This window comes from Campylobacter mucosalis, from assembly GCF_013372205.1.
In the GTDB taxonomy this organism is placed as follows: Bacteria; Campylobacterota; Campylobacteria; order Campylobacterales; family Campylobacteraceae; genus Campylobacter_A; species Campylobacter_A mucosalis.
In genome coordinates this window covers 1,009,091-1,031,270 of record NZ_CP053831.1, presented here as the reverse complement: position 1 = coordinate 1,031,270, position 22,180 = coordinate 1,009,091, and the positions used below count along the sequence as shown (strand labels likewise).

The window sequence follows — 22,180 nt, the reverse complement described above, 5'->3', positions numbered from 1 at the left end:
TAGAATTAGACAAAATTTACATTGCGTTTAAGTTTAAGGACTATGCTGTCAAAATCTCAAATAGATAAAATAATCGAACATATCGGTTTTGTACCAGAAAATATCAAACAAGTTAAAGCTCTGATGTCTGCTAAAAAACCAAAAGAGGCGATAGGGTTGCTTGCTTTAGATAGAGAATTTGTTATTTATTTTCTTACTATGCTCAGAAATGCGGATTTTTACGTAGATATAGGCAGTAAAGATGTTAGGATTATAGCTGAGCAACTAGATGTAAATTTGTTAAATTCTATAATAGACTCTTACGCTTTATTTTTAAAATTTCCAAAAAAGTGTGAAATTTTTGACATAAGTACTATAAAATTGGTAGAGTTAAATGCTAAAATTTTGTGCCATTGGGATAAAATTTTAACTCAAATAAGATACAGAAGTGCTAGAAATTCATCTCTTGCGTCGCTTATGATGTTAAATATTTTACTTGCTGAGCTCGTTTTTGTAAGTTTTGTAAATTCAGTAGATGGCATTTTGGATATTTGTGACATAAGCTATGATGAAATTTTTGAGAAAATGTATAGCCAGGGGCTGTTTTTTACGACTACTTTAATGCTTGATTTTAATCTAAAAACATTGCCACCAAGTGAAAAAAATATAGTTGAATATTTTAAAATTTTAATATGTTACGAGATTAGTCAGCCTGGATTTTGTTCTGCTGGTTTTGATAAAATTTTTAATCTAAATGCAGTAGCAGACACCCAAATGCTGGTGGAATTTAAAAGGGCTTTGGTCAGATGAAACTGGTGTTTGAAAATTCTCTAGCAGTATTAATGCCTTTTGGTTTTTTAGACGTTGGCAGTAGTGAGATTAGCGATGAAAACGAGAAGATGATAGTCGCTAGGGGTGTAAATTTCATACTTGTATCTTTTAAAAATGTCGTGTTTTTTACGCCAAATTGGATTCATTCTGTTTTATCTAGGTTACAGAAAATTTCCCAACAAAATGGCGTAGGTATGGGCGTTTGTGACTATAATGATGTTATTTACGAGCTTTTAATAAAATCATCATCAAATTTTGCAAATTTGTCGTTTTTTCAAACCAAGGACGTGGCGTCGATATTTTTTGCAAGTAGACTGCTAGACGAACAAGAGGTTGCGATAGTAATCCCAAAAACCGAGCAGAGAAATTTTATAGAGATGAAGCTTGGCGATCGTGGATACAGGGCTTGTGTGTTTAGTAACGAGAGTGAAGCTAGAAAACACAACTTGCCGGTTATAACTTCAAAAACCCACATTTTGACACAGGGTAAAAATTTGCAAATTTTTACCAAGTCAAACATAGTGGTTTATAGAGCTAGTGGTATGATAGATTCGAGCTTTGTTGCAGATTTTAACAGCTTTTATCACTCTACACTTTTAAGAAGCGGCTTTAAATTTTTCATATTTTGGATAAATATAACAAGCGGTGTTAATAGCCACGGTGCAAATTTCTTGATAAAACTGGCAGATTTTAGTGCTGAATACGGAGCGATAATTGCCGTTTGTGGCTTAAGACAGAGTAATATCTCAGAGGAGCTTTACTTAGCCCTAAAGGATGCTAGCATACTTGTTTATAACCAATTTACTGATTTTTTAAACGATGATAGTATTTTGTATATGAAAAAGCGTCAGCTAGATCCAGGAATAGTGCGAAATATAAATAAAAATATTATCGATATTTTGCCATTTTTGATGTCTAGTGTTGTTGATGTTTTATCTAGCGTGAGCCAAAGTCAGATAGTATGCGTAAATACTAGAATCGAGTCTTGCAAGGTCAGTCAAGATGATGAGATGGTTTATGGTTGTGTCTGTTTTTATGGGGATTTTGATATGAGAGTTTTAATGGGTATAAATTCCAATAAAATAGAGCAAATTTGTCAGATGATTGCAGATAAAAATGATGATATTTTAAGCTCATACACGAAACTTTTTAGTATAATAACGGACAAAATTTTAAGATTTTTAATATTAAGAGGGATAAACACGAAAGTTAGCATACCTAAAATTTTCACCAAAGAGGATTTTTTTGACAATGTAAGCAAGGGTGCGTTTATCGATTTAAACCTTGCAAATGCTAATATCGGAAAGTTGTTTATCGGTAGATAGGAAGTTTATGTACGTAGCACCGAGTATTTTATCTGCGGATTTTGGGAATTTAAGAGCCGAGATAGAGGCTATTTGTGAGGCTGGAGCGGACCTTGTCCACGTTGATGTTATGGATGGGTATTTTGTGCCAAATATCACGATAGGTCCTGTGGTTGTAAATGCTGTTGCAAAGGCAGCAACAAAGCCACTTGATATACATTTAATGGTTGAAAATAATACATTTTTTGCCGACCTTTTTTTGCCTTTAAAGCCGAAATTTTTAACATTTCACATTGAAGAGGAAAAGCATCCTTTACGCCTAATTGATTATATACGTAAAAACGGCGTAAGCCCAGGCATAGTGCTAAACCCTCACACGCCAGTTAGCATACTTGAATACATAATAAACGAAGTTGATATGGTTTTATTAATGAGTGTAAATCCAGGGTTTGGCGGACAGAGCTTTATGCCTAGTGTATTACCTAAAATTCGTGCTTTGCGTGAGATGATTGACTCAAAAAATGCAAAATGCTTGATTGAAGTTGATGGTGGAGTAAATGGCTTAAATGCGTCTGATTTGGAGGAAGCTGGAGCTGATATTTTGGTGGCTGGAAACTATATATTCTCATCAAATTCTTACAAAACAGCGATAGAGTCGCTAAAACTTGAATTTTGAAAAATTTAGATAATTTACTAAATTTACTAGCCAGTAAAGATCTTGCTTATACTGAGTTTGTTCATAAAGCTTTAAATATAGCTGAACTTGCTGAAATTTTTGATGTTGGCGACATTGATTTGTGGCAAATTCTTGGGCTTGATATAGTAAAATACGCTGGTAAGGTTGAGCTAAAAACTAGACTAAGACCGATATGCGATCAAGAATTTTGCATAGTTGATGTAGAAACCACAGGCGGGGTAAAGAGTGGACAGATCATAGAGATAGGTGCCGTAAAAATTCTCTCTGGCGATATAGTTGGTAAATTTCACAGCCTTATTTATGCACCTGAAGTGCCAGAAAATATAACCGAACTTACGGGAATTAGCTCAGATGACCTAACTAACGCTCCAAAGATAAAGAGTGTAATGGAGCGTTTTAGGCACTTTTTGGGCAGTGCGGTTTTTGTGGCACATAATGTAAATTTTGATTATGGTTTTGTGTCAAAATCAATGAGCGATTGTGGATTTGGCATTCTTTTAAATCGCAAACTATGCACCATAGAGCTAGCACGTAGAACGATAGCTTTTGAGCGTTACGGACTTAGTGCGTTAAAGGAGCTTTTTAATATCACAAACACTCATCACAGGGCATTTAGTGACGCTGTTGCTGCTAGCGAGATCTTTAAAATTTCGCTATCTAGGTTGCCACAAAATGTTAAAACCACTGAAGAGCTTATAAAATTTAGTAAAACAGCACCAAATTTAAGAACCAAACCAATACTAAACGAGGGCTAATCTATTTTTGTCCATAAACTTTTATGTTAAAAGTTGTGTGTATTTTATCGCCTTCGCCTCTCATTTGTATAGGAAAATCCGCTCTGATAATGCTTTCGTATTTGCTAAGTGACTCTAAAAAGTCATAAAATTTTTGCGGTGTTTTTATTGAGCTTACGACGCTTAGTTTGTATAAAAAATACTTCTCATCTGTGCTTGTGTCGTTTGCTTCGAGCAAGGAAACGTCGCTAAAGAAATTTGAAGCAAATTTTATAAATTTATCTTTATCAAATTTTGAATCATAAGAGCTTATTATAAATTTATGCTCATCTTTTAGCTTATTTAGGGCTTCTTGCTTTGTATCGTGAGTCTGCTTTACTTTTGAGTAAACGCCAAGAACGGAGTTGTTCTCTCTTGCTAAATTTCGATACTCTTTTATGTTTGGCACGATAAATGCAAGTATCATAATAAAACATACAACTATGAAAGCGAGTATAAAAATTAGGAGCTTTACTAGGTCGATGTTTTCTAAGCTAGTGTCTTTTTTACTCATTATAACCCTCTGATTTTTCTAGCTTATTTGTGCTTACAAAGCCATACCAGCCATTTTTTATCTGATAAAAACTCGTATTTGACGTCGTAAATATCGACTTTAATGGTGACGCTAGGAGTTGGTTAAAGACATCTTTTGTTGGTGTTACTCCTCTTATGATTAGCGAGTTTTTATCCATTAAAACCTCTTCTAATGTTATACTATCAGGAACTAGATCAAATAGATTGTGAAGGCTTTGTTTTAGTAGATTATTTGATGTGTAAATTTCGTTTGCGACCTCTATTTTGGTGTTTAATATCCCGGTTACATCATCTAGTTTTTTAATCTCTTCACTAAGTCTTACTTGCTCTTGTGACAAATTTACGCTTTTGTTTTTTATCGAGTAGTTTTTATATATCAAAAACAAATTTATCGTAAAAAGAACCAAAAATAGCACAAATATCAAAAACAGCCAAAGCTTACTAAATAGGCTAAGTAGCGGTCTTGGCTCAGGTTTTATAAGGCTAAATGTCATATTTTTATCTCCTGAGTCATAAGCTCGTTCATTATATGTAAGGTATCTACTGGATATACGTCAGTTTCTACAAGAAGCTCGGTTTGTAGATATTGTAAAAATGTCGCGCTGGTTTTAGAGTTATCAAATATTACAACTTGCTCGACAAAATCGCCTTGATACATTGGATTTTGATAATACTCTTTAATTGCAAAACAGATATATTTAAAAAGGTTCATATCTCTGCCAAATATCGTTACAGATACAGCCACATCACTTGAAGCTGGCATATTTATATCATATCCGAGATCTTCAAACTCATCTTTTGGTTTTTCGGTGTTTAACATCTCATCTAGGCTTTTAAAATCATCAAGCGAGTTTAATTCATCCTCATCTTTTATGATAAGGTTATCAATATCTGTTATGTCCTCTTCTTTAAAAATTTCGGTAATTGGTGCCTTTTCTGTCTTATCTACCTTAAAAAATGTAGCAAATTTTAGCTGTTTTTTGCTAAAAATGGCTAGAGCTGAGTTATCCTGATGGTTGTAAAGATATAGGGTTGTTTTATCTGAAATTCCACGCTTCAAAAGCTCTGAGTAGAGTAGGGCAATGGGCGAATAAAGCAGATCAACGCTATCTTTGCCAAACATATCCTTTGCCTTATTTATCTCAAAGGCGTCAGCATATATGCTAAAGCTATTGCTCATATTTATGCTAATAACCCCATCGCTTCTTATGTTAAATTTTTCAAACTCATCTTGTCTTAATGTCGGCAAAGCACCCTGAAATGCGTCGTTGTAAAACACTGATACGTAAACAGCGTAATACGTATGCTCTTGGCGTCTTATGTATTCTAAAATTTTATCATCTAAATTTTGTGGATCTACGTCTGTAAATTTGGCGTTTAAAGTCTTTATAACCTTGCCGTTTTTAAAGACACGACCATAAAACAGACACTCCGAATTTTCTATCACGACGCTTAAAAAAAGGTTTGAAAATAAACGACGAATAGAAAAAGCCATAATACTCCCAAATATAAAAATATGCCTATGTTAGCTAAAATCGCATTAAAAACAATTAAAATTAACTTTTATTTTAATTTTTCTAACAGGACACAAGCCTGTTTATACTCAAGCAAACAGCTTTTTTTAAGTAGCTCAAGAGTTTGCTTGAAATTTTGTCTGTCTTGATTGTATCTTAGCAGAGCTTCGTTGTAGCAACCAACTCCGTCTTTGCTTTGGCAACCAAGCTTGTAATACGCAAGTGCCATATTTTCATCTCTTTGCTCATCAACTAGTCCATGCTCATAAATTTGACCCAAATTTGAACAAGCTGTTGCCAAATTTAACTCGCAAGATCTTTTATAAAATTCTCTTGCATTTTTAAAATCTTTAAGCTCAGAGTAGCTTACAGCAGCGTTGTTACAAGCTATGGCGTTATTTTTATCAATGCAAGTTTGCTTGGTATTTTCTAGCTCGTCTTTTGCTTTTTGTTCTAAAATTTCCTCATCGCTTTTTATAAGCCCAAATGTTAAAATACTCTGCCACGAACACCCGCTAAAAACAGCCATCAAAGTGGCTAAAAGTAGGGCTTTTTTCATTGCTGTACCCCTAGTTTGTTTGCTAGTCGCTTCATATGCACACAAGCTTTTTCAAGTCCCCTATAGCAAGCAACTTTGTAAATTTTATAAGCCCTTTGCTCATCTTTTTGCACACCAAGTCCAAGCTCATACATAGAGCCTATATTTGCACAAGATGGGACGTCGCCAAGCTTACAAGCACTGGTGTATGCGTCCATAGCAACTGCATAGTCTTGCACGACTATATCGCCCTTTCTGTAAGCGTTTGCAAGATAGTAGCACGATAGCTCTCCGCCGTTATTGCACGATGTTTTGTAAATTTCAAGAGCCATTTGTGGATTTTTATCTACACCTTTTGCGTTTTCATACATTAAGCCAAGGTTTGCACAACCTCTTTCTATTCCGCCATCGCAAGCTATTTTGTAATACTCTACCGCTTTTTTATATTCGTTTAAATTTTCATAATTTACGCCAATATCGTTACAAGCCTTGATATCCCCTAGCTCACATTTTGATTCTAAGGCAGTTATTAGTTCGCGATAAGCCCTTGTTTTATCCTCTTTTTGAGGTTGCTGTATCTGTGGCTCTTGCTTGGTTTGTGGCTTTGTATCATCGAACACTTTTGTTGTGACACATCCGGTAAGCAAAAACATAATGGCTATTAAAAACAACGATTTCATTATCATTTTCCTAATATATAGTAAGTTGTTTCGTTTACCTTTTTTAAATTTAGCTTGTTTTTACTAGCCCAATTTAAAATAATCTCATCAACTACCACTCTTATCTCGTCTACTTGTGCGACATTTTTTATCTTTAGTCTATCCTCAGAGCTACTCATCGCCACAAAGCAAAGGTGTGGCTTTAGCTTGTCATTTAGAGATATGACGCTTTGTGGATTTAGTCCGTCTGTGTTGTTTAGTATGCGTTCTAGCTGAGTGATATTTGCCTCGTCTATGTTATAGCCAAGCTGTGTTAAAAGTGCGGTTTTGTCCATTTTTGCTCCTTTAAAATTTTGGTATTTTAGCTTAAATTGTAGTTTTTTTCTACAAAATTATAATACATTGCACCTATGAAAAATATTATCCCCATAAAAATCGTTATCAGCCATAGTGATAAGCCAAGTTCAAAAAGTAGCCCAATGGCAAGTGACACAAACGCACTCATAGCTAGATAACACATATCGTTATATGCGATTACGCGTCCATAAAATTTCTCGTCACACTTTTGTTGAAGCATTGTGTATGTGTAGCTCCAAAGTGTAGATGTAAAAAATCCAGCAAAAAACATACCTATAAAACCAAGATAGAAGTTAAACTGCAAACACGCCCAAATGATGATACCAACACCCTGACCGATATAAAAAATGTGTAAATTTTTACTATTTACAATTTTGCTAAGTATTGCAGGACCTGCTATTAATGCGATAGCTCTTGAAGCATTTGTAAAGCCTATGAGTAGTGCTGTGCTAAGGATTCCTTTGTAGTGATAGTCAGCAAGTAATGCTATAAGTGCGTCATAAGAAACTAAACCAACAAAGCTATGAAGAAGTATAAGATGTAGGATAACTCTGTTTTGATTAATGTATCTAAGTCCGTCTTTTAGCATAGATATTGCTGATTTTGTAGTGCTATTTATGCTATTTGGTAAATTTGTTGATAGTAAAAACGCAAATCCCACAAGGTAAAGACCACAGTCGAATAAAAAGGCGCTTTTAACTCCAAAAAAGTGTATGTAAATCCCAGAAAGTCCCATACCAGCGGTGTAAGCAACAGCCCAAATTATGGAGTGTATCTCGTTTGCTATTTTTAACTCGCTTGGTGTTAAAATTTTTGGCAAGACACTCATTTCAACTTGAAAATGCACCCCGCTAACGCCCATTCTTACAAATATAATTAGCAAAAGTAGCCATAAAAGCGACAGAGAGTTTATGAAAATTAGCACAAGAACGCTTATACACTCTATTAAAATCATAACGACAAGCATAGGTTTTGCTCTAAATTTGTCTATTAAAATTCCGCTAAATGGGGCTAGTATGATACCTGGTATAAAAGCCATTGCCGCCGAGATTGTTATGGCCCACACTGGAGCTTTTAACTCTATAAGTAGCGTGAAAATTCCAGTTTGTGAAAACCAAGCACCAAAGTAGCAAATAAGCTGAATCGCACTAATTAGCATAAAATTTCGGTTTGTTTTTAGTAATTTTAGGTGCATTTTCATATTTTACCAAGATATTAAAATTTGTTTAACTTTTGCGTTTTCATCGATATCTTCTAAACTTTTTGGCTCATTTTTAATATCGCTTAAGAGATGTAAAACCATATTGTAGCTATCTATTTTTAGTGAAATTTTATTTTTATGAACGCTAAAGTCGTCTATTTTTAGGCTATTTTTTATATCTTTAAAGCTGGAGTTAAGTCCTATACCCTCGATGGTTTTAAATTTTGGGCTTAGTATGTTTAGTTTTGTGATTTTGTTGTTATAAATTTCATACGCAAAAAGACGCTCATCTAAGCTTAAGGCATAGTAAGCACTCTGCTGTTTTATCTGCGTTATGCGTTTTAGGTTGTTTGTGCCAAATTCTTTTATAAGATCTTGGCTATGGCTATTTTTGCAAATTCTGCCAACTGAATTTTTTGTGATTAAAAATGAGTTATCTATTTTTTTAAATTCCATATTAGATATAAAAATTTTATCTTTTAAAGCGATGATTTTTAAATTTCCAGCGATATACACACCATCTTTAAACACGGCTTTTGCGTCTATAAAGTGCCCATCTATTTTTCCGCTTATTAGAGCATTATCTCGCTCGGGAGCTATGGATATAACGCTATTTTTATTGGCAAAACTTGACGCCACTTTTAATGGTTCTAGCTTTTTCCAGATACGATTGTTGCTATCTTTGATGATTTTTTTATCCCAAAAGATGATGTTGCTTGTGTTTGTATCTTTATCTATAAGTATTAGCTCTTTAAGTTCGTCGTTAAAATAGCTACCAAAGCCTTTAAAATTTACGCTTTTTTCAATGGCATATAAAAAATTTATCGTAGCAAGAAGTAAAAATATCCATTTTTTCATTTTATGCGTTTAAAGTTATAAAACTCGCTAAGTTCGCCTGAAATTTCACTTGCTTCTTCGTCTAACATTTTTAAATTTAAACCATCTATTTTATACAAACGCTTCTCTTTGTATAGGTTTATAGTTGTGATTATATCGTCTTTTATGGCGTATTTTCCGCTTTGTAAATCGATGTCATTATCTTGTAAATACTCTAGTTTTAACTCAAATTTGTTGTCGGTTTTTAACGTCAAAGTTGCCTTTATCCCGTCACAGTCAGCACAGGGCAAGGTGGTTTCATAAACACCGATAACTGAAATTTCTTTAACTACGCAGTTTTCATTGACACATTGCGTTATCTCTGCTTTATCTGTTGCACAACCTGCTAAAAATATAATAAAAAAAATGGCTGATAAAATTCTCATATTTTTCCTGTAAAAAGGGGCATAGCCCCTAAATTTTAGTGTTTATGCACAGGGCAGTCTTGATGCATTAGGTTTTGATGAGCCTTGTCATTTGGCATTTTTGCATCTTTTGACACGCCTTTGTGGTGGCTATCATTTGGCATTTGCATATTGCAATTAGCTTTGGCGTTACAACCAGCTTTTGCTTGAGCCTCTTTTATCTTTGCCATACAGTCGCATTTATTGGACATACCTGCATTTGTAGGTTCAGGGCTTTTGGCACAACCAACAAAAAGTGCAACACTTGCAATAAAAATTAGAAATTTTTTCATCTTTTCTCCTTTTAAAAAATTTCTAGCTATTTTACTAAAATTTACTTTTTAAAAGCTAAATTTTGCTACACTTTGCCAAAAATTTAAAAGGTAAAAATTTGAAAAGACTTAGTGTTGATGAGGCCGTTGATTTGATAGAAAACGCCGAGCTTACCGAGCTTGGGCGACTAGCACTTGCAAAAAAGCGTGAGCTTCACCCTGATAAAACGACAACTTTTATCGTTGATAGAAATATAAATTACACAAATGTTTGCTGGGTTGATTGCAAATTTTGTGCATTTTATCGCCACGCAAAAGAGGATGAGGCTTACGTTTTAAGCTTTGATGAGATAGGTAAAAAGATTGATGAACTTTTAGAGATTGGTGGGACGCAAATTCTCTTTCAAGGCGGCGTTCATCCAAAGCTAAAAATAGAGTGGTATGAAGAGCTTTTGGAATTTATAAGTAAAAACTATCCTAGCATTGACGTACACGGCTTTTCGGCAGTAGAGATAGACTACATCGCAAGAGTCTCAAAGATCTCAACCCTTGAAGTTTTACAAAGATTAAAAGCAAAGGGGCTTTACTCAATACCGGGTGCTGGGGCTGAAATTTTAAGCGATAGAGTCCGCGACATCATCGCTCCAAAAAAATGCGATACCGCTACGTGGCTAAAAATCCACCAAGAAGCTCACGGCGTGGGACTAAAATCAACAGCAACGATGATGTTTGGCACGGTTGAAACTACGCACGAGATTGTTAAGCACTGGGAGCATATTAGAAATTTACAAGACATTACAGGCGGTTTTAGAGCATTTATTTTATGGAGTTTTCAAGGGTTAAATACAAAATTAATGGCGCAGCACCCAGAAATACAAAAGCAAAGTTCAAATCGCTATTTAAGACTACTTGCCGTTTCAAGGCTGTTTTTGGATAACTTTAAAAATATCCAAAGTAGCTGGGTCACGCAGGGTAGCTATGTAGGGCAACTTGCCTTGCTTTTTGGTGCAAATGACTTAGGCTCAACGATGATGGAAGAAAATGTCGTAAAAGCCGCAGGAGCAGAGTTTAGAATGAATCAAGCACAGATGATAGAGCTTATTAAAGATATAGGCGAAAATCCAGCAAAACGCAATACAAACTACGATATTTTAGAGAGATTTTAGATGAAAATTTTAGATTTAAACGTTAAAAACATAAAAATTCCAGTCGTTTTTGAGAGTCAAAACTCACTACCCATAGTAAGCTTAAAGCTAGTTTTTAGGGCATCTGGCGTATGCAGTGAGCAAAAAAGCGGTGTGGCAAAAATGACGGCACTTATGCTAAATGAGGGCGATAAAATTTTAGGCTGGGAGGGCTTTGCAAAAGAGCTTGAAAAAAGGGCGATTAGCCTAAATGTGAGTGCTGGTTTTGAGACATTTTTAATTGAGCTAAACTGCCTAAAAGAGCATTTTAGCTTTGGCGTAAATATGCTAACTAAACTGCTAAAAGAGCCAAATTTTAGCAATGAGATCCTAAAAAAGTGCCAAACTATCACGCTTGGCGATATCGCAAGTAATCAAAATGATAACGACTACCTAGCAAAGTGGGGCTTGTTTGAAATTTTATACCCAAAAACAAATCTAAGCTACCCAAGTATCGGCACAAACGAGAGCGTAAAAAGCATAAATTTAGATGAGATAAGGGCGTTTTTTAGCCAAAATTTAGTGTTAAATAACCTTTTTATCGTCTTTGGCGGAGATGTTAAGGCAAGCGAGCTTGAAATTTTAAAAAGTCCGCTTGAAATTTTAAAAGAGGGCGTAAAAAACGAGCTAAAAAGGCTAAAAACCAGCCAAAACGAGCAACTAAAAGAGATAGTAAAACCAAGCGAACAAGCCTACATTTACTTTGGTTCGCCATATAATGTAAGTGATGATGAGCGTTACAAGGCTAGTGTGGCAACCTTTGTGCTTGGCGAGAGCGGTTTTGGCTCACGTTTAATGGAGCAAATCCGCGTAAAAAGAGGACTAGCCTACTCAGCATACGCCAAAAACGTGCTAAATTTAAGCCACTCGCAAATTTTTGGCTACTTGCAAACTAAAAATGAGAGTAAAGACGAGGCGGTTGGCGTCGTTAAAGATGAGTTTAATAAATTTATAAAATCAGGCATAAGCAAAAACGAGCTAGAACAGGCTAAGAAATTTTTAGTCGGCTCACTACCACTTCGGCTTGAAACGCTATTTCGTAGGCTTGATATCGCTTATGGCGAATTTTACAGGGGCGTAAAGCTCGGCTCGTTTTTAGATGAGCTTGAAAAGATAAAAGGGCTAAAACTAAACGAGATTAACGATTTTATCGCTTCTCACGATGAGATTAGCAAACTTAGCTTTTGTATTTTAAGAGATGAAATTTGAGCTAACAGACAGAGCCGATTTAGCCAAAATCGGCGTCATTTCACTGCTTGATTTAGCACTTTTTTTGCCAAAAAGCTTTGAGGATAGCACGATCTCAAACGAGCCAAAAAATGGCGATGTTTGCGTGGCTGTAAAGGTTGGTGACCAAAGAAGAGCTAATGGCGGACTTTTGATAATTAACGCATTTTGCCAGACCTGGGATGTGGAAATTAAAATTGTCATTTTTAACGCAAAACCTTGGCATTACGGAGTTTTTAAGCGTGATAAAGAGATGATTTTACACGGCAACTGCACGTTTAATTACGGCTCTTATCAAATCACAAATCCAAAAATTTTAACCAAAACAGGGCAGATTAAGCCAAAATTTAAAGCCGATTTAAAAGATGAAAAAATCGCGACTTTAATCGCAAAATATGTAACAAAAGATAATCTTTTAGGCGAAGGATTAAATGAAAATGAAGCTGATTTTTTACTAAATTTTCAAAAAGCAGATAGCGGGAGCATTGATATGCTAAATGCTCTAAAAAGCCAAAATACTGGGCTAGAAACGCTAAAATTTGTTGAAATTTTTAACTACATCAAAAAGCTAAGCGGTAAAAAAACGCACTTTTTAAACAAAACAACAGAGCTTTTTAACATAGATGAGTGGCTAAACACCCTGCCATTTACACCTACAAACGACCAAAAAAACGCCATAAACGACATCAGATCCGATTTAGTTAGCCCTCAGGCAAAACGCCGTGTCGTAATGGGCGATGTTGGCAGCGGTAAAACCCTAGTGATTTTAGCAGCAGCACTAAGCGTTTATCCTAAAAAGGCCATTTTAATGGCACCAACTAGCATTTTAGCCGAGCAAATTTACACAGAAGCCATTAGGTTACTACCAAAATTTATGAAAATTTTGCTAGTAAAAAGTGGCGAAAAAAATGTAAATTTAGATGAGCCTTGCTTTATCATCGGCACTCACGTGCTTTTGTTTAAGGAGTTGCCAAAGGCAAATATTATTATGATTGACGAGCAACACCGCTTTGGCTCAAACCAAAGAGCAAAGATTGACGAGCTGGTAAAAGACGGAGAAAAACGCACAACTTTCGTGCAGTTTTCTGCCACGCCAATACCAAGAACGCTAAGCCTAATCCAGTCATCGCTTGTAGATTTTAGCTTCTTAAAACAGATGCCTTTTAAGAAAAACATCAAAACACAAATTTTACAAAACAGCGGATTTAGCGCATTTTTAGCCCATTTAAGAAGTGAAATTTCAAAAGGCCATCAAGCAATCATCGTCTATCCACTTGTTGAGAGTTCAGAAAATTTTAACTACCAAAGCCTAAGCGAAGCTCAAAATTTCTGGCTAGAAAATTTCAAAAATGTCTATATCACGCACGGCAAAGATAGGCAAAAAGAGCAAGTTTTGCTTGATTTTAGGCAAAATGGCGACTTGCTTTTAGCCACGACTATCGTTGAAGTAGGCATATCGTTGCCTCGTCTTAGCACGATTTTAGTCGTTGGAGCTGAGCGTTTAGGACTTGCTACACTTCATCAGCTTCGTGGTCGTGTGGGGCGAAATGGTGGAGACGGATACTGCTTTTTATACACAAAGCTTAAAAATCCACCAAAGCGTTTAGTTGAGTTTTCAAACACGCTTGACGGGTTTAAAATCGCCCAGATTGATCTAAAAAACCGCCAAAGTGGCGATATTCTTGACGGTACAGCACAGCACGGAGCGACATTTAATTTTTATGAATACGAAGAAAATTTAGCCCAGATCGCAAAAGATAGGCTAGAAAGAGCCAAAATGGCTCTTTGATTATAGTTCGCCAAATAGTGCTTTTAGTCCTTGTAGTCCGTTGTTGTTAGATGATTTTTCGTTGTTTCCTATCTCATTTAGCTCTATCTCAAAGCCTGTTAGCATACTCGCAAGTCTTATGTTTATGCCGCTTTTTCCGATAGCTTTGCTCTTTTGTTCGCTAACTAAACTTAAAGTTGCCTTTTGTCCATCTATGCTAACGGCGCTAATTATTGCTGGGCTCATCGCGCGAGTGATAAATATCGCAGGTTCGCTTGAGTATTCGACAACATCAATATTTTCGCCGTTTAACTCCTTGCTTACTGCATTTATCCTAACGCCTTTTGTACCAACCGTCGCGCCGATTGGGTCAATGTTTGGTGTGGTTGAGATTAGGGCGACTTTGGCTCGCTCACCCGGAATCCTGGCACTATTGTGAATAATAATCGCTCCGTCCTTAATCTCAGGCACCTCTGATTTTAAGAGCGCTTCAAGGAATTTTGGTGAAGTTCTTGAAAGTTCTACTTTTATGCCTAAATTTTTATCAGCAATAACCTTTCTAATTACTGCTTTTACGACATCGCCAACAGCGAATTTCTCGCCCTTTATGCGGTTTTTACGTGGCAAAATCGCCCTAAGTTCATCAATCTCAATAAATGTATTTTCATTCTCATCAACCCTAACTACCGAGCCAAAGACGATTTGCCCCTGCATATCGGTGTATTTGTGAAAAATTTGCTCTTCAACTAGCCTTTGGATGTGATATTCAAGCTCTTTATGAAGCGTCTGGGCTGCCGTTCTGCCAAGGTTATCAAGACTTAGCTCGTAGGTTAGCTCATCGCCAAGTTCTATTTGATTATCAATCTTTTTTGCCTCTTTGATACTGATAAAATGCTCATTGTCCTCATTTAAACGCTCATCATCATTTTCTACTACCGAAATTTTCTGATAAAGTTTTACATTTTTACTGCTGTCAATAACCACGTCGTATTCGTAATTTTGCCCATAAACGTGCTTTGCTGTGTTGATTATTGCGCGTTTTACACGCTCTTTTACTTCGTTTATATCAAGCCCTTTTTCATTTGCTATTGATTCAATAATATCTGATATTCTCTCCATTTTTGCTCCGATTTTGATAAATTTTGGGAATTTAGCTTTTGAAGTTTGGCGATTATACATAATAAAAACTTTAATGCACCTTTTATATTTTTAAGTCTATAATTGCACCAAAGATTTTAAGGTAAAGTATGCAAAATAATCTTGGACTTAAACTTTGGTCGCACAATCAAAACTACATTTTACCTGCTAAACAGCTTTACAGGGCTGGACATTTTGACTACATTGAGCTTTATGCTTTGCCAAATACGACTGATTTTTTGCCAATGTGGCAAGAGCTAAAAGATGAGCTAAAAATCCCATTTGCCATTCACGCACCGCACTTTTCTCATTCGCTTGATTTCTCAAATAAATCAAAGCGTGAAAGCAACGAAAAAATGGCAGATGAGGCGTTTTTTTGGGCTAAAAATTTAGACGCATTTTACACGCTTTTTCATCCGGGCATTGGCGGGAGCGTTGATGAGAGCATTTATCAAATTTTACATCTTAGGCAAAAATATGATTTTATCATTGAAAATAAGCCATTTATCGTGCCTACAAAGGATAAAAAGGAGCTTTTTTGTGTTGGTTCAACTTTTAGCGATTTAGAGAAAATCATCGCCCAAACTGGCGTTAAAATATGCCTTGATATCGGACACGCAATTTGTTCTGCAAATTATCAGGGGCTTGAAATTTATGGCTATTTAGAGCTTTTAAACTCGCTAAATCCAGCCGTTTATCATCTAAGCGATAACGATAGCACCAGCGTTTTTGACGCACATTTAAATTTTGGCAAGGGCAGTTTTGACTTTGAAAAAATCGCAAAAATTATTGACAAAAACAAGCCAGTCGCTATTGAAACAAACAAAAATAGCAGTGAAAATTTAGATGATTTTATTAAAGATAGTAATTTTTTAAAGGGAATTTTATGCAAGATGTAGCGGTTGTGATTGGGGCTAGTGCTGAGAGTGTTTTTGCTATAAATAGGGCTAAAATGCGTGGTTTAAAGGTGGCAGCATTTGATGGCGATAGCAAGGCTGCTGGGTTAAAAATCGCCGATTTTGGCTTTGTTTGTGATATTAAAGACCCAAAAAATATCATTGAAATTTTAAAGCAAAACTGCTTAAATCCACTCTTTGTTTTGCCAGTGCCAATAGGTAGATTTTTAATCACAACGGGCGCGATAAATGAGTATTTTAAGATTAAAAACACAGACGATTTTAATACACTTAATCTTTGCACTGATAAATTAGCCTTTCATAACGCCCTAAATGGGGGGGGTGCGAGAGCTTTTTGGAAGAAAAATAGGCGTGATGAAGCAAAATTTGCGAGATATAAACTGCGAAATTATTACTAAAAATTTCACGCCAAAAGAATTTCCACTCATCATAAAGCCACGTTTTGGCAGTGGTAGCAGAGATGTTATGGTATGTTTTAACAAAGATGAGTTTGATAAAATTTTAAGTCAAATTGATGTTTTTAAAGAGGACTTTTTGGCTGAAACTCTTGTGTTTGGCACTGAAATTGGCGTTGATGGTGTCGTGATAGACGGCGTTTTTAAAAGCGTTTTAATGCGTGAGAAAATCATAACCCCTTATCCATTTCGTCAATGCGTAGCAAATGTCGCTATAAACGAAGTTTTAGCCGTTAGTAAGCATATTCAAAAGGCAGTGGCTAGACTTGGGATTAAAAATTCTCTCTTAAATGCCGATGTAATCATCAAAGATGACGGCTCGGTGTTTATAATTGAGCTAGCCCCACGCCCAAGCGGACACTATTTAAGCAGTGTTTTTCTTAGACTGGTAACTGGCGTTAGTTTACTTGATGAGTGGCTAAATTTTATGCAGAATTTGCCATTTGATTTTACACCAAAATTTTATAAACAAGCACTCATTAAGTATTTTGATTTTGACTTTGAGATTGATGAGTTTATGCGTTTAAAAGATGAGTTTAAAATCGTAAAATATGAGTGCAATAATAGCCAAAATTTAGGCGAAGTAAAAGATGGCAAAAGTATTATGAATAGGGGATTTGCCGTGATTTTAGGTAGCGATAAAAATGAGTGCATTAAGCACGTAAATGAGCTAATAAAGACTTTAAAAAAGGCATAAAATGTTAAATAATGACTTTAAATTTTATAAAGAGCAGTTAAAAATTTGGGATAAACTTGCTGTTAGTGGCGATCTTATCTATCCGCACGAAGCGGTGGCTAGGTTTGCTGCTATGACTAAGCCAGAGAGCGTGATTGATTATGGCTGTGCCACTGGTAGGCATCTTTTTGCTTTTGCTAATAGTGGCTCAAAACGGCTAGTTGGCATTGATATTAACACAGCCCCGCTTGAAATTACTGCTCTGAAATTTGGCGTTATAAAAGATAAAAGCGAGTTTAGACAAGGGCGATTTGATTTAGAAAATGCTTCGTTAGAGTTATACTCAAATGAAGATAGAAATTTAGATGAAATTTTAGGCGATTTTAGGGCTGATGCTGTGCTTTGCTGGGGTGTTTTGCACCTTTATCACAAGGATTTAGCGGCAAAATTATTAAGCGATTTTAAATCGCAGTTAAAAAGTGGTGGCGAGATTTTTATAAACCTTAGAAGCAACACCGACGGACTTAAAAATGAGGCAGTAAAAATTGGTGAAAATATCTATAAAATAACGAGAAAAAGCCACGAAAATTTAACATATTCGTTTTATTCGCTTGATGATTTAAATGAAATTTTTAACAAATCTGGACTTAAAATTTTAAGCATTGATAAAGAGGAATTTACTCAAAATAATGGCAAAATTTTCAACTCATTTTGGATAGTGAGAGCTAAAAAGGACTAAAAATGAAACGACCATTTATCATCGCTGAAATGTCGGCAAATCACTGCGGAGATAAGAGTTTGGCTCTAAAAATCATAAAAGCAGCAAAAGATGCTGGGGCTGATGCTGTAAAAATTCAAACCTATACCGCTGACACAATCACGCTAAATTCAAAAGATGAGATTTTTATGACGCAAGATGATGGACTTTGGGCTGGGCAAAGTCTTTATGAGCTTTACTCAAAGGCATACACGCCGTGGCAGTGGCAGCGTGAGCTTAGCGACTATGCAAAAAGTATTGATATTGGCTTTTTCTCAACGCCATTTGATTTTAGTGCGGTTGATTTTTTAGAGAGCATAGATGTGCCAATGTATAAAATTGCCTCATTTGAAGCTATTGATTATGCGTTAATCTCTTATGCTGCTAAATTTAAAAAGCCGATGATAATTTCGGCTGGAATTTCAAGCTTTGATGAGATTATTGAAGCCATACAGGCGTGTAAAAAAGTCGGCAACAACGACATTACGATACTAAAATGCACTTCAAGTTATCCAGCTAGGGTTGAGGATATGAATTTGCTTACCATTAAAGATATGTTAGAAAAACTAACTCCACTTGGCGTAAAAGTCGGATTAAGCGATCACTCAATGAGCCTTGAAGTGCCTATTGTGGCGACTGCACTTGGGGTTAGTGTTATTGAAAAGCACTTTACGATTGATAGATCGCTTGGTGGCGAAGATAGTGGATTTTCGTTAAATTATGATGAATTTAAAGCAATGAGTGAGGCGGTAAAAAATACAGCTCTTGCACTTGGCAAGGTTGATTACAGCATAAATCTTAAAAATCGCAAAAGTGCAAGGTCGCTTTTTGTGGCAAAAGATATGAAAAAGGGAGAAATTTTTACGCCTGAAAATTTGCGTTCAGTTCGTCCATCAAATGGGCTTCATCCACGTTATTATGATGAAATTTTAGGCAAAAAAGCAAAGCGAGATTTAGCATTTGCAACGCCATTAAAATTTGAAGATGTTGAGCTTTAATGCGTTTTTTATGATGATTTTGCTATATTCACAAGTTTATAAGCAAAAAGAAAGGATAGAAAATGGAGTTAAAACTTGCTAGAAGTGAGCTAAACGCAAAGCCAAAAGCGATTAGTCTAGATAAAATAGAACAATCAGTAAGCAAAGAGGGACAGAAAATTTTTTATTTTGATAAAGAAAACAGCCACAAACAGCTAATCGCTTTGGTTGAGTTTTTTGAAGAAAAAGGGTTAAGCGTCTATCACAGAGTCGTAAAATACGGACTTGATGAGAACGACTATATGTATGAAGTGCATATTTTATAATGAGTAAAAAGCTTTTTATACAGACCTTAGGTTGTGCGATGAATGTGCGTGATAGTGAGCATATCATCGCCGAGCTAAAAGAGAAAGAAAATTACGAATTAACCCAAGATATCGGCGAAGCGGATTTGATTTTAATAAACACCTGCTCGGTTCGTGAAAAGCCGGTGCATAAGCTTTTTAGCGAGGTTGGAGCGTTTGAAAAGGCAAAAAAGGCAGGTGCTAAAATCGGAGTTTGCGGTTGCACGGCTTCGCATTTAGGTAGTGAAATTTTTAAAAAAGCACCTTATGTTGATTTTGTTTTAGGTGCTAGAAATATAAGCAAGATAACGACTGCCGTAAATACGCCAAAATTCGTAAGCACTGATATAAACTACGATGAGAGCGACTATGCTTTTGGGGAATTTCGCGGCTCGCCATTTAAATCATATATAAATATCTCAATAGGTTGCGATAAAAAATGCACCTATTGTATCGTCCCTCACACAAGAGGCGATGAAATTTCAATCCCAATGAACCTAATTTTAAGCGAAGCTAAAAAGGCGGCAGACAGCGGTGCAAAAGAGATATTTTTGCTAGGACAAAATGTAAATAATTACGGCAAACGCTTCTCAAATGCCCACGAAAAGGTTGATTTTAGCGACTTACTCGTCCGCCTTAGCGAGATTGACGGCGTAGAACGCATTCGCTTTACAAGCCCTCATCCACTTCATATGGATGATAAATTTTTAGAAGTATTTAGCAAAAATCCTAAAATTTGTAAATCAATGCATATGCCACTTCAAAGCGGCAATACCAAGGTTTTGCGTGAGATGAAGCGTGGTTATACAAAAGAGTGGTTTTTAGATCGTGCCTTAAAACTTCGTTCACTAGCCCCTGATGTAAGCATTTCAACCGATATAATCGTGGCATTTCCGGGTGAGAGTGATGATGAGTTTGCCGATACAATGGATGTGATTGAAAAGGTTAGATTTGAGCAAATTTTTAGCTTTAAATACTCGCCACGTCCTCTTACAAAAGCAGCGGAGTTTGGCAATCAAATTCCTGAAAATGTGGCTTCTGCTAGACTAACTCACTTGCAAAATCGTCATAATGAAATTTTAGATGAGATCGTAAAAGCACAAAATGGCAAAATTTTTGATGTCTATTTTGAAGAGCTTCGTGCAAATGGCGGTGTGGCTGGACGTAGTTTTAATAACTTTTTAGTGCAAGTTCAGGGCAGTGAAGAGCTACTTGGTAAGACGCTAAAAGTCAAGGTTGATAACCCAAAACGTATGGTGCTTTATGGGAATTTGGCGTGAGATTAAACGTAAAATTTTTATAAATTTTAGCGTTTATGCGGTGTTTTTTTTAATCAAACTAATATTTTTAACCTGCAAAAAGACATATCACGGAGAATTTAAGCAAAAACCAGCTGTTGTTGTCTTTTGGCACGGTAGACTCGCATTTATGAGCTATGCATATTTAAAATTTTGGCGTAATCGTGTCGGCAAGGTAATCATAAGCGACCACAAAGACGGCGAAATAATCGCTAGAATCATAAAATTTTTTGGTATCGGCACACTTAGGGGTAGTAGCTCAAAAGGCGGGGCAAAGGTGCTAATAAACGCCATTAAAGAGATAAAAAACGGCACAGATGTCATCATCACGCCTGACGGCCCAAGAGGACCAAGGCATAGCGTAGCAGACGGTGCTGTGGCAGTAGCTCAAAAGACCGGGAGCGAAATTTACGCCCTAAACTATGAAGCAAGTAGCTTTTGGCAGCTTAAAAGCTGGGATAAGATGATAATCCCAAAGCCATTTAGCACCATAAATTTCACGCTCTCATCGCCATTTAGCGTGGCAGAGCTTAGTTTAGATGAGGCAAAAGAGCTAATCCAGCTTAAACTTTGGGAGATAAGCGATAAAAGCGTGAGTGAGCAAAAGGCGGATTTTGTGCTTAATTTAAAGTCGTGGTGGGCCAAGCAAGAGCGTAAAAAACTAAAATGAAAAGCAAGACTATAAGCGTACTAATCGCTATTTTTATAATTCTTTGTTGCTGGTTTTATCTTGAAACAAGCGGGTCGTACCAACTTGCTTTTAAGGCTAGATTTTACCAGAGCGTTGGCAATTATCAAAATGCTTACGAAACTAGCAAACAAGCTTTGAAATTGGATACTTACAACAAACTAGCAATGAGTGTTTTTGTAAATTCTCAAAGGGCGTTAAAGCTTGAGAGATATGTTGTTCAGGGTAAAAAATTTTTAGATGATATACGAAAAATGAGCCAAAAAGGCGTCGATAGTAGCGACAAAGCTCGTATAAATATAATGTGTGAGATTGTCATAGATGAGTATCACTCTTTAAGTAAGGTAAATGTAGATAGCGACCTTAAGCTCGAAGCAGAGGGTATTTATGAGAATTTCTTAACGCTTAAAAAAGAGCTTTTTGATAAAACTAACTAGATTTAGATAAAAATCTTTTTAAAATTATCATCGCTGCGACACTATCAAATTTGCCATCTCTGTTATCATCTACTAGTTCACTGGCTTCAAAGCTACTAAAAGCCTCGTTTTGATAAAAAATTTCGCCGTTAAAATTTAAAAGTGAGACAAAATGCTCAATTCGTCTTCTCATCTCATCTTCGCTAGAACCGCCAATTGGTACACCGATGATGAGTTTTTTAACATCTCTTTGATTTATAGCGTTTAAAACATCTCTTGCTGCTTGATTGCGATTTTTACGTAAAATCGGCTCTAGTGGGACTACTACGTCCTTATATGCATACGCCATACCGATACGCTTTAGCCCTATGTCGATACAGATGATTTTTTCGTTCAT

28 protein-coding genes are annotated in these 22,180 nt (G+C 36.0%); 16 read left to right on the top strand and 12 right to left on the bottom strand.

Features of this window, described 5'->3' with window-relative positions; all coding sequences use genetic code 11:
• The first annotated feature begins 42 nt into the window (after positions 1–42).
• Genes CMCT_RS05465 through CMCT_RS05450 form a run of 4 tightly spaced genes read left to right on the top strand, consistent with a single transcriptional unit; the run spans position 43 to position 3,566 of the window.
• On the top strand, positions 43–789 hold the full coding sequence (locus CMCT_RS05465; protein ID WP_034966731.1) for a hypothetical protein: 747 nt from the start codon (positions 43–45) through the stop codon (positions 787–789).
• Complete coding sequence (locus CMCT_RS05460) at positions 786–2,135, top strand: hypothetical protein (protein WP_034966734.1); 1,350 nt, start codon at positions 786–788, stop codon at positions 2,133–2,135. The genes CMCT_RS05465 and CMCT_RS05460 overlap by 4 nt, the downstream gene beginning before the upstream one ends.
• 7 nt (positions 2,136–2,142) lie before the next feature.
• Positions 2,143–2,790 carry a ribulose-phosphate 3-epimerase gene (gene rpe / locus CMCT_RS05455; protein WP_034966737.1) on the top strand — a complete coding sequence of 216 codons (648 nt, stop codon included), beginning with the start codon at positions 2,143–2,145 and terminating at the stop codon, positions 2,788–2,790.
• Entirely contained in the window at positions 2,787–3,566 is a 780-nt protein-coding gene (locus CMCT_RS05450) for a 3'-5' exonuclease (protein ID WP_211436743.1), read from the top strand. The genes rpe and CMCT_RS05450 overlap by 4 nt, the downstream gene beginning before the upstream one ends.
• 1 nt (position 3,567) lies before the next feature.
• Here CMCT_RS05450 and CMCT_RS05445 read toward each other — a convergent pair whose 3' ends face one another.
• The 10 genes from CMCT_RS05445 to CMCT_RS05400 form a co-directional block, all read right to left on the bottom strand.
• Positions 3,568–4,098 (bottom strand): hypothetical protein, encoded by a 531-nt coding sequence (locus tag CMCT_RS05445; RefSeq protein WP_034966742.1) that lies wholly within the window; start codon positions 4,096–4,098, stop codon positions 3,568–3,570.
• A complete protein-coding gene (locus CMCT_RS05440) occupies positions 4,091–4,612 on the bottom strand; it encodes a hypothetical protein (protein ID WP_034966745.1) in 522 nt (173 codons plus the stop codon). The genes CMCT_RS05445 and CMCT_RS05440 overlap by 8 nt, the downstream gene beginning before the upstream one ends.
• Complete coding sequence (locus tag CMCT_RS05435; RefSeq protein WP_034966748.1) at positions 4,609–5,613, bottom strand: hypothetical protein; 1,005 nt, start codon at positions 5,611–5,613, stop codon at positions 4,609–4,611. The genes CMCT_RS05440 and CMCT_RS05435 overlap by 4 nt, the downstream gene beginning before the upstream one ends.
• Positions 5,614–5,681: 68 nt before the next feature.
• Positions 5,682–6,191 (bottom strand): tetratricopeptide repeat protein, encoded by a 510-nt coding sequence (locus tag CMCT_RS05430; protein ID WP_051654802.1) that lies wholly within the window; start codon positions 6,189–6,191, stop codon positions 5,682–5,684.
• Positions 6,188–6,850, bottom strand: a complete 663-nt coding sequence (locus tag CMCT_RS05425; RefSeq protein ID WP_034966751.1) for a tetratricopeptide repeat protein — start codon at positions 6,848–6,850, stop codon at positions 6,188–6,190. The genes CMCT_RS05430 and CMCT_RS05425 overlap by 4 nt, the downstream gene beginning before the upstream one ends.
• Before the next feature lie 2 nt (positions 6,851–6,852).
• A complete protein-coding gene (locus CMCT_RS05420) occupies positions 6,853–7,164 on the bottom strand; it encodes a hypothetical protein (RefSeq protein WP_034966753.1) in 312 nt (103 codons plus the stop codon).
• A gap of 26 nt (positions 7,165–7,190) precedes the next feature.
• Positions 7,191–8,387, bottom strand: coding sequence for an MFS transporter (locus CMCT_RS05415; protein ID WP_034966756.1), 1,197 nt, complete (start codon positions 8,385–8,387; stop codon positions 7,191–7,193).
• 3 nt (positions 8,388–8,390) lie between these two features.
• Positions 8,391–9,245, bottom strand: coding sequence for a hypothetical protein (locus tag CMCT_RS05410; protein WP_034966759.1), 855 nt, complete (start codon positions 9,243–9,245; stop codon positions 8,391–8,393).
• Entirely contained in the window at positions 9,242–9,649 is a 408-nt protein-coding gene (locus CMCT_RS05405) for a copper resistance protein NlpE (RefSeq protein WP_034966761.1), read from the bottom strand. Before CMCT_RS05405 ends, CMCT_RS05410 begins: the two co-directional genes overlap by 4 nt.
• Before the next feature lie 35 nt (positions 9,650–9,684).
• Positions 9,685–9,960, bottom strand: a complete 276-nt coding sequence (locus CMCT_RS05400) for a hypothetical protein (protein ID WP_034966763.1) — start codon at positions 9,958–9,960, stop codon at positions 9,685–9,687.
• Between the two features lie 98 nt (positions 9,961–10,058).
• Here CMCT_RS05400 and CMCT_RS05395 point away from each other — a divergent pair, with 98 nt between their 5' ends.
• Genes CMCT_RS05395 through recG form a run of 3 tightly spaced genes read left to right on the top strand, consistent with a single transcriptional unit; the run spans position 10,059 to position 14,139 of the window.
• A complete protein-coding gene (locus tag CMCT_RS05395; protein WP_034967588.1) occupies positions 10,059–11,105 on the top strand; it encodes a dehypoxanthine futalosine cyclase in 1,047 nt (348 codons plus the stop codon).
• Positions 11,106–12,332, top strand: a complete 1,227-nt coding sequence (locus CMCT_RS05390; RefSeq protein ID WP_176325052.1) for a M16 family metallopeptidase — start codon at positions 11,106–11,108, stop codon at positions 12,330–12,332. It begins immediately after the preceding gene.
• Positions 12,322–14,139, top strand: coding sequence for an ATP-dependent DNA helicase RecG (gene recG / locus CMCT_RS05385; protein ID WP_034966765.1), 1,818 nt, complete (start codon positions 12,322–12,324; stop codon positions 14,137–14,139). Before CMCT_RS05390 ends, recG begins: the two co-directional genes overlap by 11 nt.
• Here recG and nusA read toward each other — a convergent pair whose 3' ends face one another.
• A complete protein-coding gene (nusA, locus tag CMCT_RS05380; RefSeq protein ID WP_034967589.1) occupies positions 14,140–15,237 on the bottom strand; it encodes a transcription termination factor NusA in 1,098 nt (365 codons plus the stop codon). It lies immediately after the preceding gene.
• 128 nt (positions 15,238–15,365) lie between these two features.
• Here nusA and CMCT_RS05375 point away from each other — a divergent pair, with 128 nt between their 5' ends.
• From CMCT_RS05375 to CMCT_RS05335, 9 genes are all read left to right on the top strand, one after another.
• Entirely contained in the window at positions 15,366–16,154 is a 789-nt protein-coding gene (locus CMCT_RS05375) for a TIM barrel protein (protein ID WP_051654803.1), read from the top strand.
• The gene (locus CMCT_RS05370) at positions 16,142–16,570 is read left to right on the top strand and encodes a hypothetical protein (RefSeq protein WP_176325051.1); all 429 of its coding nucleotides are present in this window, start codon (positions 16,142–16,144) and stop codon (positions 16,568–16,570) included. The genes CMCT_RS05375 and CMCT_RS05370 overlap by 13 nt, the downstream gene beginning before the upstream one ends.
• On the top strand, positions 16,485–17,324 hold the full coding sequence (locus CMCT_RS05365) for an ATP-grasp domain-containing protein (RefSeq protein WP_176325050.1): 840 nt from the start codon (positions 16,485–16,487) through the stop codon (positions 17,322–17,324). Before CMCT_RS05370 ends, CMCT_RS05365 begins: the two co-directional genes overlap by 86 nt.
• 1 nt (position 17,325) lies before the next feature.
• A complete protein-coding gene (locus CMCT_RS05360; protein WP_034966770.1) occupies positions 17,326–18,042 on the top strand; it encodes a class I SAM-dependent methyltransferase in 717 nt (238 codons plus the stop codon).
• 2 nt (positions 18,043–18,044) lie between these two features.
• Complete coding sequence (pseI, locus tag CMCT_RS05355; protein WP_034966773.1) at positions 18,045–19,058, top strand: pseudaminic acid synthase; 1,014 nt, start codon at positions 18,045–18,047, stop codon at positions 19,056–19,058.
• A gap of 62 nt (positions 19,059–19,120) precedes the next feature.
• Entirely contained in the window at positions 19,121–19,363 is a 243-nt protein-coding gene (locus tag CMCT_RS05350) for an HP0268 family nuclease (protein WP_034966776.1), read from the top strand.
• Positions 19,360–20,661 carry a tRNA (N6-isopentenyl adenosine(37)-C2)-methylthiotransferase MiaB gene (gene miaB, locus CMCT_RS05345; protein ID WP_176325135.1) on the top strand — a complete coding sequence of 434 codons (1,302 nt, stop codon included), beginning with the start codon at positions 19,360–19,362 and terminating at the stop codon, positions 20,659–20,661. The genes CMCT_RS05350 and miaB overlap by 4 nt, the downstream gene beginning before the upstream one ends.
• The gene (locus CMCT_RS05340; protein WP_051654804.1) at positions 20,645–21,349 is read left to right on the top strand and encodes a lysophospholipid acyltransferase family protein; all 705 of its coding nucleotides are present in this window, start codon (positions 20,645–20,647) and stop codon (positions 21,347–21,349) included. Before miaB ends, CMCT_RS05340 begins: the two co-directional genes overlap by 17 nt.
• On the top strand, positions 21,346–21,804 hold the full coding sequence (locus tag CMCT_RS05335) for a hypothetical protein (RefSeq protein WP_034966781.1): 459 nt from the start codon (positions 21,346–21,348) through the stop codon (positions 21,802–21,804). The genes CMCT_RS05340 and CMCT_RS05335 overlap by 4 nt, the downstream gene beginning before the upstream one ends.
• Here CMCT_RS05335 and ruvX read toward each other — a convergent pair.
• Entirely contained in the window at positions 21,797–22,180 is a 384-nt protein-coding gene (gene ruvX / locus CMCT_RS05330; RefSeq protein WP_034966784.1) for a Holliday junction resolvase RuvX, read from the bottom strand. The genes CMCT_RS05335 and ruvX overlap by 8 nt on opposite strands.

What these genes read in the sequence shown, in the direction of transcription:
- CMCT_RS05405 (WP_034966761.1), bottom strand. Translation starts at nt 9,649, where the DNA reads ATGAGAATTTTATCAGCCATTTTTTTTATTATATTTTTAGCAGGTTGT.
- CMCT_RS05390 (WP_176325052.1), top strand. Translation starts at nt 11,106, where the DNA reads ATGAAAATTTTAGATTTAAACGTTAAAAACATAAAAATTCCAGTCGTT.
- CMCT_RS05425 (WP_034966751.1), bottom strand. Translation starts at nt 6,850, where the DNA reads ATGAAATCGTTGTTTTTAATAGCCATTATGTTTTTGCTTACCGGATGT.
- CMCT_RS05440 (WP_034966745.1), bottom strand. Translation starts at nt 4,612, where the DNA reads ATGACATTTAGCCTTATAAAACCTGAGCCAAGACCGCTACTTAGCCTA.
- CMCT_RS05360 (WP_034966770.1), top strand. Translation starts at nt 17,326, where the DNA reads ATGTTAAATAATGACTTTAAATTTTATAAAGAGCAGTTAAAAATTTGG.
- recG (WP_034966765.1), top strand. Translation starts at nt 12,322, where the DNA reads ATGAAATTTGAGCTAACAGACAGAGCCGATTTAGCCAAAATCGGCGTC.
- CMCT_RS05400 (WP_034966763.1), bottom strand. Translation starts at nt 9,960, where the DNA reads ATGAAAAAATTTCTAATTTTTATTGCAAGTGTTGCACTTTTTGTTGGT.
- CMCT_RS05435 (WP_034966748.1), bottom strand. Translation starts at nt 5,613, where the DNA reads ATGGCTTTTTCTATTCGTCGTTTATTTTCAAACCTTTTTTTAAGCGTC.
- CMCT_RS05350 (WP_034966776.1), top strand. Translation starts at nt 19,121, where the DNA reads ATGGAGTTAAAACTTGCTAGAAGTGAGCTAAACGCAAAGCCAAAAGCG.
- CMCT_RS05335 (WP_034966781.1), top strand. Translation starts at nt 21,346, where the DNA reads ATGAAAAGCAAGACTATAAGCGTACTAATCGCTATTTTTATAATTCTT.
- CMCT_RS05445 (WP_034966742.1), bottom strand. Translation starts at nt 4,098, where the DNA reads ATGAGTAAAAAAGACACTAGCTTAGAAAACATCGACCTAGTAAAGCTC.
- CMCT_RS05430 (WP_051654802.1), bottom strand. Translation starts at nt 6,191, where the DNA reads ATGAAAAAAGCCCTACTTTTAGCCACTTTGATGGCTGTTTTTAGCGGG.
- CMCT_RS05365 (WP_176325050.1), top strand. Translation starts at nt 16,485, where the DNA reads ATGGGGGGGGTGCGAGAGCTTTTTGGAAGAAAAATAGGCGTGATGAAG.
- nusA (WP_034967589.1), bottom strand. Translation starts at nt 15,237, where the DNA reads ATGGAGAGAATATCAGATATTATTGAATCAATAGCAAATGAAAAAGGG.
- CMCT_RS05465 (WP_034966731.1), top strand. Translation starts at nt 43, where the DNA reads ATGCTGTCAAAATCTCAAATAGATAAAATAATCGAACATATCGGTTTT.
- CMCT_RS05375 (WP_051654803.1), top strand. Translation starts at nt 15,366, where the DNA reads ATGCAAAATAATCTTGGACTTAAACTTTGGTCGCACAATCAAAACTAC.
- ruvX (WP_034966784.1), bottom strand. Translation starts at nt 22,180, where the DNA reads ATGAACGAAAAAATCATCTGTATCGACATAGGGCTAAAGCGTATCGGT.
- CMCT_RS05460 (WP_034966734.1), top strand. Translation starts at nt 786, where the DNA reads ATGAAACTGGTGTTTGAAAATTCTCTAGCAGTATTAATGCCTTTTGGT.
- CMCT_RS05410 (WP_034966759.1), bottom strand. Translation starts at nt 9,245, where the DNA reads ATGAAAAAATGGATATTTTTACTTCTTGCTACGATAAATTTTTTATAT.
- CMCT_RS05370 (WP_176325051.1), top strand. Translation starts at nt 16,142, where the DNA reads ATGCAAGATGTAGCGGTTGTGATTGGGGCTAGTGCTGAGAGTGTTTTT.
- CMCT_RS05340 (WP_051654804.1), top strand. Translation starts at nt 20,645, where the DNA reads ATGGGAATTTGGCGTGAGATTAAACGTAAAATTTTTATAAATTTTAGC.
- CMCT_RS05415 (WP_034966756.1), bottom strand. Translation starts at nt 8,387, where the DNA reads ATGAAAATGCACCTAAAATTACTAAAAACAAACCGAAATTTTATGCTA.
- pseI (WP_034966773.1), top strand. Translation starts at nt 18,045, where the DNA reads ATGAAACGACCATTTATCATCGCTGAAATGTCGGCAAATCACTGCGGA.
- CMCT_RS05420 (WP_034966753.1), bottom strand. Translation starts at nt 7,164, where the DNA reads ATGGACAAAACCGCACTTTTAACACAGCTTGGCTATAACATAGACGAG.
- rpe (WP_034966737.1), top strand. Translation starts at nt 2,143, where the DNA reads ATGTACGTAGCACCGAGTATTTTATCTGCGGATTTTGGGAATTTAAGA.